This window comes from Azotobacter armeniacus (genome assembly GCF_054779355.1).
Genome location: NZ_BAAGYK010000035.1, coordinates 127,132 through 142,422, shown reverse-complemented (window position 1 = coordinate 142,422; position 15,291 = coordinate 127,132). Strand labels below are relative to the sequence as shown.

Sequence of the window (15,291 nt, the reverse complement as noted above, 5' to 3'; positions counted from 1 at the left end):
ACTGAACGGGACGCTAGTCTAGCGCAGCCGTTGGCCCCGGGGGCAGGGAATCAGTGACGCACACCGCTAATTCGCACCCAGCCGTCCTGCTCCGCGGTAGGGGCGAGAGCGAAGGCGCCGGTATAGGCGGCGCGCACCTCCTCAGCCTGTTCGGCGAGGATGCCGGACAGCGCCAGGCGGCCACCCGGCCTGACCAGCGCGCCGATCTGCGGTGCCAGCTGTACCAGCGGACCGGCAAGGATGTTGGCTACCACCACGTCAGCCGGCTGTGGTGGCAGGTCTATCGGCAGGTAGAGCGGAAAGCGCGCCGGGTCGATGCCGTTGCGCGTGGCGTTGTCGCGCGAGGCCTCCAGCGCCTGCGGGTCGATGTCGGTGCCGACCACCCGTTCGGCGCCGAGCAGCAGAGCGGCGATGGCGAGGATGCCCGAGCCGCAGCCGAAGTCCAGCACGCTGCAGCCGGCGAGGTCCTGGCCGTCCAGCCATTCCAGGCACAGTGCGGTAGTCGGGTGGGTGCCGGTACCGAAGGCCAGGCCCGGGTCGAGCAGCAGGTTGACCGCCTCGGGCTCCGGCGCCTGGTGCCAGCTCGGCACGATCCACAGACGACGGCCGAAGCGCATCGGCTGGAAGTTGTCCATCCAGCTGCGCTCCCAGTCCTGGTCCTCGATGTGCTCGACCTGCTGCTCGGGCAGCTCGCCGCCGCGCAGCAGGCGGAGGTGGGCGAGCAGGGCGTCGGCGTCGGTGTCGGCCTCGAACAGGGCTAGCAGGTGGGTGTGCGACCAGAGCGGGGTGGTGCCGAGGTCCGGTTCGAAGATCGGCTGGTCCTCGGCGTCCATGAAGGTTACCGAGACCGCACCCAGCTCCAGCAGCTGGTCTTCCAGCGCGCCAGCCTGGTCGGGGGTGATGGCGAGACGGATTTGCAGCCAGGGCATGGGGAAGACCTCTTGAAGGATGCGACGAGCGCGGATACGGATGGCGGGCAAGCTTACTGGAGGGGTGGGTTGGCTGCCAGCTGGCACCTGGGAGAAAGGCGGAGAAACGACGGGGGCCGCCCGAAGGGGCCCCCGTCATGCAGCGCTGACGTGCTGCTCAGTGCTTGTCCAGACCCAGTTTCTTTTCCAGGTAATGGATGTTCACGCCGCCCTTGCAGAAGCCCGCATCGCGGGTGAGGTCACGGTGCAGCGGCACGTTGGTCTTGATGCCGTCGACGACGATCTCGTCCAGGGCATTGCGCATGCGCACCATGGCTTCGTCGCGATCCTTGCCGTAGGCGATCAGCTTGCCGATCAGCGAGTCGTAGTTCGGCGGTACCGCATAGCCGCTGTAGAGGTGCGAGTCGACGCGGATGCCGTTGCCGCCCGGGGCGTGGAAGTGCTTGACCTTGCCTGGACTGGGCATGAAGGTCGCCGGGTCTTCGGCGTTGATTCGGCACTCCAGCGCATGGCCGCGGATCACCACGTCCTCCTGGCGGATCGACAGCGGCTCGCCGCCAGCGATGCGCAGCATCTCCTTGACGATGTCGATGCCGGTGACCATCTCGGTGACCGGGTGCTCCACCTGCACGCGGGTGTTCATCTCGATGAAGTAGAAGCGGCCGTCCTCGTAGAGGAACTCGAAGGTGCCGGCGCCGCGGTAGCCGATCTCGATGCAGGCCCGCACGCAGCGGTCCAGCACTTCGGCACGGGCCTGCGGGTCGATGCCCGGCGCCGGGGCCTCCTCCAGGACCTTCTGGTGGCGGCGCTGCAGCGAGCAGTCGCGGTCGCCCAAGTGGATGGCGTTTCCCTTGCCGTCGGACAGCACCTGCACCTCCACGTGGCGCGGGTTTTCCAGGAACTTCTCCAAGTAGACCATACCATTGCCGAAGGCTGCCTCGGCTTCGGTGCGGGTCAGCCGCGCCGACTTGATCAGATCCTCTTCCTTGCGCACCACGCGCATACCGCGCCCGCCGCCGCCACCTGCGGCCTTGATGATCACCGGGTAGCCGACCTCGCGGGCGATCGCCAGGGCGACCTCCTCGTCTTCCGGCAGTGGGCCGTCGGAGCCGGGCACGGTGGGCACGCCAGCCTGCTTCATGGCGTTCTTGGCGGAAACCTTGTCGCCCATCAGGCGGATCACCTCGGCGGTCGGGCCGATGAAGGCGAAGCCGGATTTCTCCACCTGCTCGGCGAAGTCGGCATTCTCGGCGAGGAAGCCGTAGCCCGGGTGGATCCCGTTCGCGCCAGTGACCTCGGCGGCGGCGATGATGGCCGGAATGTGCAGGTAGGATTTTGTCGCCGGGGCTGGACCGATGCACACGGTCTCATCGGCAAGGCCCAGGTGCATCAGTTCGCGGTCCGCCGTCGAGTACACAGCCACCGTCTTGATGCCCAGCTCCTTGCAGGCTCGCAGGATGCGCAGGGCGATCTCGCCACGGTTGGCGATCAGGACTTTTTCCAACATCGCAGGGCCTCCGCGGTTCAGACGATGGTGAACAGCGGCTGGTCGTATTCCACCGGCTGACCGTTTTCCACCAGGATGGATTCGATGACACCGCCGACTTCAGCCTCGATGTGGTTCATCATCTTCATGGCTTCGACGATGCACAAGATGTCGCCCTTCTTCACGCTCTGGCCGATCTGGACGAAGGAGGGGGCGCTCGGCGACGGCGAACGGTAGAAGGTGCCGACCATCGGCGAGCGGACCACGTGGCCGTTCAGCTTGGGTGCGGCCGGAGCGGTGGCTTCGGCGGGCGCGGCGAGCGGGGCGACGGCGGCCGGCGCAGGCATGGCAGCCATGGCCGGAGCGGCAGCATACATCGGTTGGGGAAAGCTCTTGGAGTGGCGGCTGATGCGAACCGATTCTTCGCCTTCGCGAATCTCCAGCTCGTCGATACCGGACTCTTCCAGCAGTTCGATCAGTTTCTTGACTTTGCGGATATCCATTCGAAATAACTCCGGTTACGAATCAAGGACGTTCAAGTTGTTCGAGGGCGGCTTCCAGGGCCAGCCGGTAGCCGCTAGCGCCCAAGCCGCAGATCACCCCTACGGCGATGTCGGAAAAGTAGGAGTGATGGCGGAAGGGCTCGCGCTTGTGCACGTTGGACAGGTGCACTTCGGTGAATGGGATGCTCACCGCCAGCAACGCGTCACGTAGGGCGACACTTGTATGGGTGAAGGCCGCCGGATTGAAGATAATGTACTCCACGCCTTCGTGGCGGGCGGCGTGGATGCGCTCGATCAGCGCGTGCTCGGCATTGCTCTGCAGGTGGAGCAGGCGATGGCCGGCCTCGCTGGCGCGGCGCTCCAGGTCCTGGTTGATCTGCGCGAGGGTGGTGGCGCCATACACGCCGGGCTCGCGGGTACCCAGCAGATTGAGATTGGGGCCGTGCAGCACCAGTAGGGTGGCCATGTCGGTTGTTGTCCTTGCGTACTGAGTGATGGGACACGGCAACGGGCCGCCCCGCCCCGCAGGCGGCGGGGTGGCTGGGGCTCCGTTCCGTCGAGACCGTCAGCCTGGCATTTTAACCGGAATTTCCTGCATATTACCTGCGATTCCTCGCATATGTCTTGCAGGATCAGCGTTGGGATTGACTTTCCCGCAGGCGTTGCGCAAAGCCTGTGGCGTCGATTTCACCGACCACCCGTAGCGCCTCGCGCTCCTCGCCGTCGGCGGCGAAGAATTGGATGGCCGGCGGGCCGAACAGCCGATAGCGGTCCAGCAGCGCGCGCTGCGCCGGGGTGCCGGCGGTGATGTCGAAGCGGATCAGCCGGTAGCCCCCGAGCTGCGCGGCGACCTGCGGGGCGGCGAACACCTCGCGCTCGAGCACTTTGCAGCTGATGCACCAGTCCGCATACCAGTCGAGCAGCAGCGGCTGGCTGGCATTCTTCGCCTCGGCCAGGGCGCCGTCGAGCTCCTCCGGTGCGGTGACGGTCCGCCAGGCACCGGCGCCCGGCACGGCGGGAGCGGTGGACAGCGGCGCGCTGCCGAGCGGGCGCAGTGGATCGGACTCGCCGCGCAGCGCACCGGTCCAACTGGCCAGGGCGTAGACCAGCAGGACCAGCCCGGCCAACTGGCCGAGCTTCTGCCGGTGGCTCTTCGCAGTGAGTTCGAGGGTGCCAAGAAACAGCGCCACCCCCGCCGCCAGCAGGCCCCACAGGGCCAGCGCCAGCGGGCCGGGTAGCACCCGTTCGAGCAGCCACACGGCGACCGCCAGCAGCAGCACGCCGAAGGCATTGCGCACCGCGAGCATCCACGGGCCGCTCTTCGGCAGCAGGGCGCCGCCGCCGGTGGCGAACAGCACCAGCGGCGCGCCCATGCCGAGTCCCAGGGCGAAGAGCTTCAGAGCGCCGCCGAGGGCATCGCCGCTGCTGCTGATGTATAGCAGCGCTCCGGCCAGCGGGGCGGAGACGCAGGGTGAGACCAGCAGGCTGGACAGCACGCCGAGGACGGCGGCCCCCCACAGCGAGCCGCCGCGGGTATTGCCGGCCAGGCGCTCCAGCGGGGTGCTGAGCGCCTGCGGCAGGCGCAGTTCATAGACGCCGAACATGGCCAGGGCAAACAGTGTGAAGAACAGCGCGAAGGGCGCCAGCACCCAGGGCGCCTGCAGGCGCGCCTGCAGGTTCAGCTCGGCGCCGAACAGCCCCATCAGCGCGCCGAGCAGGGCGAAGCAGGCGGCCATCGGCAGCACGTAGGCCAGCGACAGGGCGAGGCCACGTGCGCCGCCGAGCGTGCCGCGCAGCACCACGCCGGAGAGGATCGGCAGCATCGGCAGCACGCAGGGGGTGAAGGTCAGGCCGAGGCCGGCGAGGAAGAACAGCGCCAGCGCGTGCCAGCCCCGCTCGCCCGTCCCGGCGGCGGGCGGCGCCACGGCCCAGGGGCTGGCGCCGGCATCGCCAATCTGCAGCTGTTCGGTTTCCGGCGGGTAGCAGAGCCCCTTGTCGGCGCAGCCCTGGTAGCCGACCTGCAGGGTGAAGGGCTGTCTGTCCGGGTTGTCCAGCGGCAGCTCGATGTCGAGCACGCCGTAGTAGACCTCCGTTTCCCCGAAGTACTCATCGGTCTTGCGCGTGCCGGCCGGCAGGCGGGGTTCGCCGAGCTGGACCTGAGTCGCCTCGGCGCGAAACTGCAGGCGCTGGCGGTACAGGTAGTAACCCTCGGCGGCGACGAAGCGCAGCCGCACCGACTGCGGCGTGCTGTCCACCAGGCTCAGGCGGAAGGCCTCGCGGACCGGCAGGAAGTCGCCGCGGTTGTCCAGTCCGCCCAGCGTCGAGCCGGGCCGGCTGTCGAACAGGCCAGCGGCGGAGGGCAGGGCGAGCAGCAGCAGGAGCAGGGGCAGCAGGCGGCGCATGGCGTTCTCGCAGAAACGTGCAGAAATACAAAGGGCCGGATGATACCGGAGGCGGCGGAACACTGCAGGCCGTGGCCGGCATGTGGCAAGCACTGCCCGCGCGATCTGGCTCGCATGCGGGCGCGACGTCGCTCCGTCCCGGTGCTCTCCCCATTAATGCTAGGCTTGCGCGGCCGGCTCGAAGGCCGGCCGACTTTTCGAATCACGAAGGATTTTGCCATGCTGGACTGGAAAGAAAGCGCAAGCCGTACGCGCAGTGGCGTCGACAGCGCCCTGCGGCGCGTCGTCGGCAACCACTGGCTGGGCCGCGCCCTGGCACTGCTGCTCGGCCTCTACCTGCTGGTGACAGGGCTGCTGGGCTGGTACTGGAGCCAAGAGCCGGACGCCTTCCCGGTGAAAGAGAACGCCCAGGCCGCGGCCGAGCAGGCACAGCGCAAGTTTGTCAAGGGCTACACCACCATCGAGACACTGAAGACAGTGGCCGGCACCCTGCTCGACAAGCCGGGCGGCTACCTGACCAATGACCTTTCCCCGCCCGGAGTCTGGCTGGACAACATGCCCAGCTGGGAGTTCGGCGTGTTGGTTCAGGTGCGCGACCTGGCGCGCTCGCTGCGCAAGGAGATTGCCCGCTCGCAATCGCAGTCCACCGAGGACTCGGATCTGGCCAAGGCCGAGCCGCGCTTCAATTTCGACAACCGCAGCTGGGCGCTGCCGGCCTCCGAAACCGAATACCGCGCCGGTCTCAAGCTGCTCGACAGTTACCTGGCCCGCCTGGCCGACCCGGTCAAGCCCAGCGCGCAATTCTTCGCCCGCGCCGACAACCTGAACGGCTGGCTGGGCGACGTCTCCACCCGTCTTGGCTCGCTCTCCCAGCGGCTCTCGGCGAGCATTGGCCAGGAGCGCCTGGATGCCGACCTGGTTCCTGACGAAGCGACCGGTCAGATGCAGCAGGGGGAGCGAGCCAAGACGCCCTGGCTGCAGATCGACAACGTGTTCTACGAGGCGCGTGGCCACGCCTGGGCGCTGTCGCACTTCCTGCGTGCCATCGAAGTGGATTTCGGCGACGTGCTGGCGCGCAAGAACGCCACCGTCAGCATCCAGCAGATCATCCGCGAGCTGGAGGCGGCGCAGGAGCCGCTGTGGAGCCCAATGGTGCTGAACGGCGGTGGCTATGGCATGCTGGCCAACCACTCGCTGGTAATGGCCAACTTCATCTCCCGGGCCAACGCCGCGCTGATCGACCTGCGCGCATTGCTTTCCCAGGGCTGATGGCCATCTCCGCACGGGAGGCGGCTCATCGGGCCGCCTCCGATGCCGAACTGGTCGCCTGGGTCGATGCCGACGACCGCCCACTCGGTGCGCTGCCCCGCGCCGAGCTGCGCGAGCGCGGGCTGATCGGCCGCGGTACCTTCATCCTGCTGTTCAACGGCGCCGGGCAGCTCTGCGTGCACCAGCGCACCCTCAGCAAGGCGATCTATCCCGGCTACTGGGACGTCGCCGCCGGAGGCATGGTGCAGGCCGGGGAAGGCTACGGTGAGTCCGCCGCCCGCGAGCTGGCGGAGGAGCTCGGCATCGCCGGCGTGGAACTGCGCGACCAGGGCCGCTTCTTCTTCGACCAGCCGGACAACCGCCTGTGGTGCGCGGTGTTCTCGGCGATCTCCGACGCCCCCTTGGTGCTGCAGCCCGAGGAAGTGCTGGAAGCCCGCTTCATCCCACCCCTCGAGGCCCTGCGCGAGGCTCTGGAGCGCCCCTATTGCCCGGACTCCCTGCAGGCCCTGCGCACGTGCCTCGGGATGCTCTGAGTCGGCTGCGACATTTCCTGGCCGTACCTGCTCTGTGCAATCCCTCCTTGTAAGCGGGGCCTTGCCGCGCTGCTTTCGTCTGTTCGACTACGATCGTGTGGGGGCAGGCTTGGCGGTCGCCTGGCTGCTACCTTTCATCATGGTACCGGTTGCGAGCGCTGTTTTTAGTCAGCGCGCACCGTGCGTGATTACGGCGACTCCGTGTCGTGCTTTTTCGAGCCCTGCGCATGAGGGATGAATAGTGAGAAACGGCTGGATGCCGAAAGAGTGCATGCTTATCCGGGTGTTTTGTACTGACTTGAGGGGGAGTTCGAGTTGACTGCTGCTCCTCTTGTCATCGACCTGGATGGCACGCTGTTGCGCTCGAATCTTTTGCTGGAAACCGGGCTGTGCTTTTTCCGTCGTCAGCCCCTGCAATTGCACAAGCCGCTGGGATGGCTGAGCAACGGCAAGGCCATGCTGAAGGAGAAGCTGGCGCTGGCCTCCGATATCGAGGTCGGTAGCCTGCCCTACGATCCGCAGGTAATTGCCCTGATCGAGGCCGAGCGGCGCAATGGGCGGATTGTGGTGCTGGCGACGGCCAGCCACCACAGCCTGGCCGAGCGCGTTGCCGGCCATCTGCAGTTGTTCGACCGGGTGCTGGGCTCCACTGCCGAGCGGAATCTTTCCGCGCATCGCAAGCGCGACATTCTGGTCGAGCATTATGGGGAAGGCGGCTTCGACTATGTCGGCAATTCCCAGGACGATATTCCCGTCTGGGCGGTGGCGCGCAAGGCCTATGTGGTCAATCCCGAGCGAGGCGTCGAGAGCCGTGCCAGGGCGCTGGGCAACGTCGAGCAGGTCATTCGCTCGAATCCGTCCAGCCTGCAGGATTGGCGGAAGGCCCTGCGCCTGCACCAGTGGATGAAGAACCTGCTGATCTTCGTACCGCTGCTGGCCGCCCACCGGCTGACCGATCCCGTGCTGCTCTGGCAGGGCATCCTGGCCTTCCTGCTCTTCGGGCTGTGCGCCTCCAGCGTCTATCTGCTCAACGATCTGCTGGATCTGCCCGATGACCGGCTCCATCACGCCAAGCGGCATCGTCCCTTTGCCGCTGGCCGCCTGTCGATCAGGAGCGGCCTGCTCGTCTGTCCGCTCTTGCTGGCGGGGGCCTTTGCCGGAGCCCTGTGGCTGCTGCCCTGGCCGTTCGCCGTGGCCCTGGCCGCCTACTACAGCCTGACCCTGGCCTATTCGCTGGCGCTGAAGCGCTACATGGCGGTCGATGTCATCGCCCTGGCGCTGCTCTACACCCTGCGCATCATCGCCGGCGGCGCCGCGTTCGGCTTGCCATTGACCTTCTGGATCCTGGCCTTCTCGATGTTCATCTTTCTCAGCCTGGCGCTGGTCAAGCGCTACGCCGAGCTGCGCGAAGCCTGGCGCGAGGGGCATACCGAAAAGACCCGCGGGCGCGGCTACTATCCCGACGACCTGGGAGAGATCTCCTCGCTGGGCGCGGCCTCCGGCTATCTGGCGGTAATGGTGCTGGCGCTGTATATCCATGATCAGGCCACCGTCTCCCTGTACGCCTATCCGGAGCTGATCTGGCTGGCCTGTCCGCTGTTGCTGTTCTGGATCACCCGCGTCTGGATGCTCACCCATCGCGGGCAGATGAACGAGGACCCGGTGGTGTTCGCCATCCGCGACCGCGTCAGCCTGCTGGTTGGCGTCCTGTTCGGTCTGGTGTTCTGGGGGGCGACATGAGCGCGCCAGTCCATTCCTGGGGCCGCTATCCCGATGCACCGCAGACCGCGCGGGCCTGCCACTGGCGTGACCGGCTGGCTGCCGATCTGGACGAGATCGTTCGCGAGCAGGGCAGCACGCTGCCCTACGGCAACGGGCGCAGCTATGGCGACAGTTGCCTGGCGGCCAGTGACCGGGTGCTGCACATGCGCGCGCTGGATCGCTTCATCCAGGTCGACTGGCAACGGGGGATCGTCCTGGCGGAAGCCGGCGTCACCCTGGCCGAGATCCTGGCGGTGGCGATTCCCCGCGGCTGGTTCCTGTCGGTCACGCCGGGCACGCAGTACGCTACCCTGGGCGGCGCCATCGGCAACGACGTGCACGGCAAGAACCACCATCGGCGCGGCACCTTCGGCAACCATGTGCTGCGCTTTGGCCTGCAGCGTCATGGCCAGGAGGTCTTGACCTGCTCTTCGGACGAAAATCCCGAACTATATGTCGCCACCATCGGCGGGTTGGGGCTGACCGGGGTAATCGCCTGGGCGGAAATCCAGTTGATGCCGATCCGCTCCAGCCAGATCGATCGCACCTTGGTGCGCTTCGGCGGACTGAGCGAATTCTTCGCGCTGTCGGCCGAGCTGAATCACCGCCATGAGTACAGTGTGGCCTGGATCGATTGTCTAGCCATGGGCCGCCATGCCGGCAGAGGGGTGTTCACCGTCGGCGACCATGCCCGCTATGGCCGGCTGGAGGTGGGCGGGCGCCGCAAGCTGCGGGTTCCCCTGACGCCGCCGGTCTCGCTGGTCAATCACCTGTCGCTGCGCGCCTTCAACGAACTCTATTGGCGCATCCATCCGGCCAGCCGCACCCACCGGCGCGTCGACTACGAACCCTTCTTCTACCCGCTGGACCGCATCCTGCACTGGAACCGCATCTACGGGTGCCGGGGCTTCCAGCAGTACCAGTGCGTGCTTCCCGATGCCGTGGCCGAGGTCGCCCTGGGCGAGCTGCTGAGCGCCATCGCCGCCTCCGGCCTGGGTTCCTTCCTTGCCGTGCTCAAGCGCTGTGGCGACATTGCCTCGCCCGGCCTGCTGTCGTTCCCGCTGCCCGGCACCTCGCTGGCCCTGGACTTCCCGCAGCAGGCCGATCTGGAGCGGGCGTTGTTCCCGCGCCTGGATGCCGTGGTGCGCGAGGCCGGCGGACGTCTGTACCCGGCCAAGGATGCGCACATGAGCGCCAGCGACTTTCGCCGGGCCTATCCCGCCTGGGAGCGCCTGGAGGCGCTGCGCGATCCCGCCCTGAATTCCCGCTTCTGGAGACGAGTGACCGCATGAAACGAGTACTGATCATCGGCGCCACCTCGGCCATCGCCGGCGCCTGCGCCCGCCTGTGGGCAGAGCAGGGCAGCGAGCTGTTCCTGGTCGCCCGCAACCCCGAGAAGCTGGAGCAGGTCGCCACCGATCTGAGCATCCGCGGCGCCAGGGCCGTCACTACCTACCGCCTGGAGGCCACCGACTTCGCGGCCCATCCGGCCATGCTCGAACACTGCCTGGTCGCCTTGCAGCAGATCGATATCGCCCTGATCGCCCACGGCACCCTGCCCGACCAGCAGGCCTGCGAGCGGGAGGCCGGGATCGCTCTGCAGGAGTTCGCCAACAACGGCACCTCGGTCATCGCCCTGCTAACCCTCCTGGCCAACCAGTTCGAGACCCAGCGCTGCGGCAGCCTGGCGGTGATTTCCTCGGTGGCCGGCGACCGTGGTCGCCCCTCCAACTACCTGTACGGCACCGCCAAGGCCGCCGTCTCCACCTTCTGCGAAGGCCTGCGGGCTCGCCTGTTCAAGGCCGGTGTGCATGTCATGACCGTCAAGCCGGGCTTCGTCGACACGCCGATGACCCGCGGGCTGCCGCTGCCGGCGGCGCTGCTGGCCAGTCCGGAGGCGGTGGCGCGGCGCATCGTCAGGGGCATCGAGCGCCGGGCGGCGACCCTTTACACCCCCGGCTTCTGGGCACCGATCATGCTGATCATCCGCTGCATCCCCCAGCCGATCTTCAAGCGGTTGAGCCTGTGAGTGACGCCCTGTACCTGTCCGGCTGGCGCTACCGAACGGTCGTTCTCTCGGTGCTGTGCGCGGCGCTCGGCTATCTGGGCTTTTCCCTGTGGGCCGGCTGGCAGGAGGTTGGCAGCGCCGTGGCCAAGGTCGGCATGAGCGGCATCGCCCTTGCCCTGCTGATGTCGCTGGTCAACTACGGCCTGCGCTTCCGGCGCTGGCAGAGCTACCTCGGGGCATTCGGCCACGCCGTGCCCTGGCAATCCAGCCTCAGGATCTACCTGGCCGGCTTCGCCCTGACCACCACGCCCGGCAAGGCGGGTGAAGCCCTGCGCGGCCTGTTGCTCAAGCCTTGGGGCGTGCCCTATCCGCAGAGCTTTGCCGCCTTCTTCAGCGAGCGCCTGTCCGACCTGTGCGCCGTGGTCCTGCTGACCCTGTTCGGCCTGACGCTGTATCCGGATGCGCGGCCGCTGATCGTCGTCGGAGTAGGGCTGGTCGCGGCGGGCTTGCTGCTGCTGGCGCAGCGGGGCCTGATCGAGCGACTGGCCGGCTCGCTTCCCGCGTCGGGCGGCCGGGCGCTCGGGCTCTTCCAGGCGCTCCTCCATGTCCTGCTGGAAGCCCGCCGCTGCCATCGTCCTGGCCTGCTGTTCGGCGCCACCCTGTTGAGCGTGACGGCGTGGAGCGCCGAAGCCCTGGCCTTTTACTGGCTCCTGCGCTGGATGGGCGCGGACGTGCCGTTGGCCTTCGCGGTGTTCGTGTACGCGATTTCCATGCTGGCCGGGGCGCTGAGCTTCATGCCGGGGGGGCTGGGGGGAGCCGAGGCGGCGATGGCCGCCCTGTTGGTGTGGAAGGGGATGGCCGGTGCCGATGCCGTGGCTGCGACCGTGCTGATCCGGCTGGCGACCCTGTGGTTCGCCGTGGGGCTAGGCGCGGCCTGCCTGAGCCGCAGCGATCCGGAGCGCGCGTCCGGGCGTCACTGAGACATGAGAGCGGAGTCGTCCGCGCTTGTCCTGGCCCATTGATCCTGCGCACCCGGTCGCCCCTCCGGATTCCCTACACTGTTTCTGATTTCCACACCAGTCGGCCAGCCAGGGGTGGCGGTGCCGACCGAACGGCAGGAGCTTTCACCCATGAAGATCGTGGTATTCAGTGCGCAACCCTACGACGAACGCTCTTTCGACGAGGTTCTGCAGCGGGACTATGCTTCCCGCGGCTTCGAGCTGGTCTACCAGAAGGCCACGCTGTCGTTGCAGACCGTGGCGCTGGCCCAGGGCTGCGAGGCGGTGTGCGTCTTCGTCAACGACCAGCTTGATGCGCCGGTGCTGGAGGCCCTCCACGGCTACGGCGTGCGGGCGATCCTGCTGCGCTGCGCGGGATTCAATAACATCGACCTGGAGGCCGCCCGCCGGTTGGGGCTGTTCGTCGCCCGGGTGCCGGCCTATTCGCCGGAGGCGGTGGCCGAGCACTGCATCGCCCTGATCCTGACCCTCAACCGGCATACCCACCGCGCCTACAACCGGGTGCGCGAGGGCAACTTCATGCTCGACGGCCTGCTGGGCTTCAACCTGCACGGCAAGACCGTGGGCGTGGTCGGCACCGGCAAGATCGGCCTGGCCACGGCGCGCATCCTCAAGGGCTTCGGCTGCCGGGTGCTCGGCTACGATCCGTACGAGACGGCCGACTTCGCCGCACTCGGCCAATATGTGGCGTTCGACGTCCTGCTCGCCGAATCCGATGTGGTCAGCCTGCACTGCCCGCTGAGCGATGCCACCCGGCATTTGATCAGTGCCGCCAGCCTGGCGCGGATCAAGCATGGCGCCATGCTGGTCAACACCTCCCGCGGCGCACTGATCGACACCCGCGCGGTGATCGCCGCGCTCAAGTCGCGACGCCTCTCCGCACTGGCCATCGACGTCTACGAGCAGGAGAGCCAGCTGTTCTTCCACGACCGCTCCTCGGACATCATCGACGACGATGTCTTCATGCGCCTGATGACCTTCCCCAACGTGATCGTCACCGGCCACCAGGGCTTCTTCACCGTCGAGGCACTGCGCGAGATCGCCGAGACGACCCTGCACAACCTGGACTGCTACGCCGGCGGACGCACCTGCGCGAACCTCTTGCCCGTCAGTGCCTGAAGCGCCGCCGCCCGGCCACCTGCGGGCCGGGCGGACGATTCGCCTTCGCCTGGCGCTTTTCCCGCGCGGCCGACGGAAGGGCCGCGTCCATCCCGATCAGGAACATCCCGACAATGTGGCAGCAGATCTACGATCCCTTCGCCAATCCCTACCTGTCCGCCCTGCTGGCGGCGATTCCCATTCTGTTCTTTCTCCTCGCCCTGACGCTGCTCAAGCTGAAGGGCCTGACCGCCTCCTGTCTGGCCCTGGGCATCGCGGTGGCCGTCGCGCTGCTGGGGTTCGGCATGCCCCTGGAGAGCATTCTCGGTGCGGCGGCGCTCGGTATTCTCAGCGGCCTGTGGCCCATCGGCTACATCGTGCTGATGGCCGTGTGGCTGTACCGGCTGGCGGTCAAGAGCGGCAAGTTCGAGGTCATTCGTGGCAGCATCGCCACGATTTCCGAGGATCAGCGCATCCAGGTGATCCTCATCGCCTTCTGCTTCGGCGCCTTTCTGGAGGGGGTGGCCGGCTTCGGCGTGCCCATTGCCATCTGCGCCGCGCTCCTGGTGGAGCTGGGCTTCCAGCCGCTGAAGGCGGCCATGCTCTGCCTGTTGGCCAACGCGGCGGCGGGGGCCTACGGGGCCATCGGCATCCCGGTGATTGTCGGGGCCCAGCAGGGCAACGTGCCGCTGGCCGAGATGTCGCTGATGATGATCGCCATCGTGCAGCTGGCCACGCTGTTCGTGCCGACCCTGCTGATCCTGGTGCTCGACGGCCTGCGCGGGGTGCGCGAGACCTGGCCGGTGCTGGCGCTGATCGGCGCGCTGTTCAGCGCGGTGCAGACGCTCACCCTGTACCTACTCGGCCCGGAGCTGGTGGACATCCTCGCGCCGATCCTGTGCATGGGTGCGCTGGCACTGTTCATGCAGGTCTGGCAGCCCCGGCACATCTACCGCGAGCCGGATGCGCCGGCGCTGGCCGACCGGCGCTGGTCGCTCGGGGAGGTCATCGCCGCCTGGTCGCCGTTCTATATCCTGACGGCGCTGGTCCTGCTCTGGAGCCTGCCGGCATTCAAGGCGTTGTTCGCTGCCGACGGCCCGCTGGCCGGCACAGTGCTGCACTGGCCAGTGCCGTTCCTGCACTTGCAGGTCGAGGTGCTGCCGCCCATCACCCCGGCGGTCCGCGCGCTGCCGGCGGTCTGGAGCCCGTCCCTGATCGGGGCGCCGGGCACCGCGATCCTGGTCGCCGTGCTGCTGACAGTCCTGCTGTCGCCGCGCCTGTCGTGGCAGGTGGCGGGCGAGCAACTGCGGCAGACGTTGAAGGCGCTATGGCAGCCGCTCGGCATGATTTGCCTGGTCATGGCCGTCGCCTACATCGCCAACTTCTCCGGCGCCTCTTCCGCCATCGGCCTGGCGCTGGCGGAGACCGGCCGGGCGTTCCCGCTGATTTCGCCCTCCATCGGCTGGCTCGGGGTGTTCGTCACCGGCTCGGTGGTCAACAACAACACCCTGTTCGCCCACCTGCAGGCGGTGACCGCGACGCAGATCGGCACCAGCCAGGCCCTGCTGGTGGCCGCCAACACCAGCGGCGGGGTGATGGCCAAGCTGATCTCGCCGCAGTCCATCGCCATCGCCGCGGCGGCGGTGGGGCAGGTCGGCGGGGAGTCGGCGATCATGCGCCTGACCCTGGGCTACAGCCTGGCGCTGCTGGCCTATGTCTGTGTCCGGACCTTCGCGCTGTCGCTGCCGGTATAGCGTTCTTCCCGGCGATCGGGGGCTGCGGGCCGAGCGAGCATTCGGCCTTCAGCATCGCCCACGCTGCCGCTACACTGCCTCCTCGTTCCGCCCCGCATTCCCGAGGAGCCAGCCTTGGCCAACAAGAAAGCCGTTTCACTCGCCGCCCTGGGCGGTCTGGTCTATTCCACCGACGGCGGCCGCCACTGCCCCGACTGCGGCCAGCCGGTCGCCACCTGCACCTGCGCGCAGAGCCGGGTGCCGGCCGGCGACGGTATCGCCCGGGTGCGCCGCGAGACCAAGGGCCGCGGCGGCAAGACAGTGACTACCGTCAGCGGCGTGCCGCTGGCCGAGGCCGAGTTGAAAGAGCTGGCCAGTGCCCTGAAACGCCGCTGCGGCACCGGCGGCGCGCTCAAGGACGGGGTCATCGAGATCCAGGGCGAGCACGTCGAGCTGCTTCTCGAGGAACTCGCCAGGCGCGGCTTCAAGGCGAAGAAGTCCGGCGGCTAGTCCTAGTCTCTATCAGAAGACATCTCTGCACAGGAGAAAT

The 15,291-nt window shown here is 67.6% G+C and carries 14 protein-coding genes; 9 read left to right on the top strand and 5 right to left on the bottom strand.

The genetic code is table 11. From position 1 onward, the window contains the following. Positions 1 to 50: 50 nt before the first annotated feature. From prmA to ACYVD0_RS08530, 5 genes are all read right to left on the bottom strand, one after another. Positions 51 to 929: a ribosomal protein L11 methyltransferase gene (gene prmA / locus ACYVD0_RS08550; protein ID WP_460426422.1), complete on the bottom strand. Its 879-nt coding sequence runs from the start codon at positions 927 to 929 to the stop codon at positions 51 to 53. A 157-nt stretch (positions 930 to 1,086) separates the two neighbouring features. Further along, on the bottom strand, positions 1,087 to 2,436 hold the full coding sequence (accC, locus tag ACYVD0_RS08545) for an acetyl-CoA carboxylase biotin carboxylase subunit (RefSeq protein ID WP_460426421.1): 1,350 nt from the start codon (positions 2,434 to 2,436) through the stop codon (positions 1,087 to 1,089). A 17-nt stretch (positions 2,437 to 2,453) separates the two neighbouring features. Beyond that, a complete protein-coding gene (gene accB / locus ACYVD0_RS08540; RefSeq protein ID WP_460426420.1) occupies positions 2,454 to 2,918 on the bottom strand; it encodes an acetyl-CoA carboxylase biotin carboxyl carrier protein in 465 nt (154 codons plus the stop codon). A gap of 22 nt (positions 2,919 to 2,940) precedes the next feature. Further along, positions 2,941 to 3,384, bottom strand: coding sequence for a type II 3-dehydroquinate dehydratase (gene aroQ / locus ACYVD0_RS08535; protein WP_460426419.1), 444 nt, complete (start codon positions 3,382 to 3,384; stop codon positions 2,941 to 2,943). Between the two features lie 166 nt (positions 3,385 to 3,550). Next, positions 3,551 to 5,320 (bottom strand): protein-disulfide reductase DsbD, encoded by a 1,770-nt coding sequence (locus ACYVD0_RS08530; protein ID WP_460426418.1) that lies wholly within the window; start codon positions 5,318 to 5,320, stop codon positions 3,551 to 3,553. A 219-nt stretch (positions 5,321 to 5,539) separates the two neighbouring features. Between ACYVD0_RS08530 and ACYVD0_RS08525 the strand changes: the two genes are divergently transcribed. The 9 genes from ACYVD0_RS08525 to ACYVD0_RS08485 all read left to right on the top strand — a co-directional run bounded on the left by ACYVD0_RS08525 (position 5,540) and on the right by ACYVD0_RS08485 (position 15,251). Then, on the top strand, positions 5,540 to 6,589 hold the full coding sequence (locus ACYVD0_RS08525) for a DUF2333 family protein (RefSeq protein WP_460426417.1): 1,050 nt from the start codon (positions 5,540 to 5,542) through the stop codon (positions 6,587 to 6,589). After that, positions 6,589 to 7,122, top strand: coding sequence for an NUDIX hydrolase (locus ACYVD0_RS08520; protein ID WP_460426416.1), 534 nt, complete (start codon positions 6,589 to 6,591; stop codon positions 7,120 to 7,122). The genes ACYVD0_RS08525 and ACYVD0_RS08520 overlap by 1 nt, the downstream gene beginning before the upstream one ends. 315 nt (positions 7,123 to 7,437) lie before the next feature. Further along, the gene (locus ACYVD0_RS08515) at positions 7,438 to 8,862 is read left to right on the top strand and encodes a UbiA family prenyltransferase (protein ID WP_460426415.1); all 1,425 of its coding nucleotides are present in this window, start codon (positions 7,438 to 7,440) and stop codon (positions 8,860 to 8,862) included. Beyond that, positions 8,859 to 10,175 carry an FAD-binding oxidoreductase gene (locus ACYVD0_RS08510; protein ID WP_460426414.1) on the top strand — a complete coding sequence of 439 codons (1,317 nt, stop codon included), beginning with the start codon at positions 8,859 to 8,861 and terminating at the stop codon, positions 10,173 to 10,175. The genes ACYVD0_RS08515 and ACYVD0_RS08510 overlap by 4 nt, the downstream gene beginning before the upstream one ends. Next, a complete protein-coding gene (locus ACYVD0_RS08505) occupies positions 10,172 to 10,912 on the top strand; it encodes an SDR family oxidoreductase (protein WP_460426413.1) in 741 nt (246 codons plus the stop codon). The genes ACYVD0_RS08510 and ACYVD0_RS08505 overlap by 4 nt, the downstream gene beginning before the upstream one ends. Beyond that, positions 10,909 to 11,871 (top strand): lysylphosphatidylglycerol synthase transmembrane domain-containing protein, encoded by a 963-nt coding sequence (locus ACYVD0_RS08500; protein WP_460426412.1) that lies wholly within the window; start codon positions 10,909 to 10,911, stop codon positions 11,869 to 11,871. Before ACYVD0_RS08505 ends, ACYVD0_RS08500 begins: the two co-directional genes overlap by 4 nt. Positions 11,872 to 12,021: 150 nt before the next feature. Continuing rightward, positions 12,022 to 13,029 carry a 2-hydroxyacid dehydrogenase gene (locus tag ACYVD0_RS08495; RefSeq protein ID WP_460426411.1) on the top strand — a complete coding sequence of 336 codons (1,008 nt, stop codon included), beginning with the start codon at positions 12,022 to 12,024 and terminating at the stop codon, positions 13,027 to 13,029. A 113-nt stretch (positions 13,030 to 13,142) separates the two neighbouring features. Further along, on the top strand, positions 13,143 to 14,762 hold the full coding sequence (locus tag ACYVD0_RS08490) for an L-lactate permease (protein WP_460426410.1): 1,620 nt from the start codon (positions 13,143 to 13,145) through the stop codon (positions 14,760 to 14,762). 114 nt (positions 14,763 to 14,876) lie between these two features. Then, complete coding sequence (locus tag ACYVD0_RS08485) at positions 14,877 to 15,251, top strand: translation initiation factor (RefSeq protein WP_460426409.1); 375 nt, start codon at positions 14,877 to 14,879, stop codon at positions 15,249 to 15,251. Positions 15,252 to 15,291: the final 40 nt, after the last annotated feature.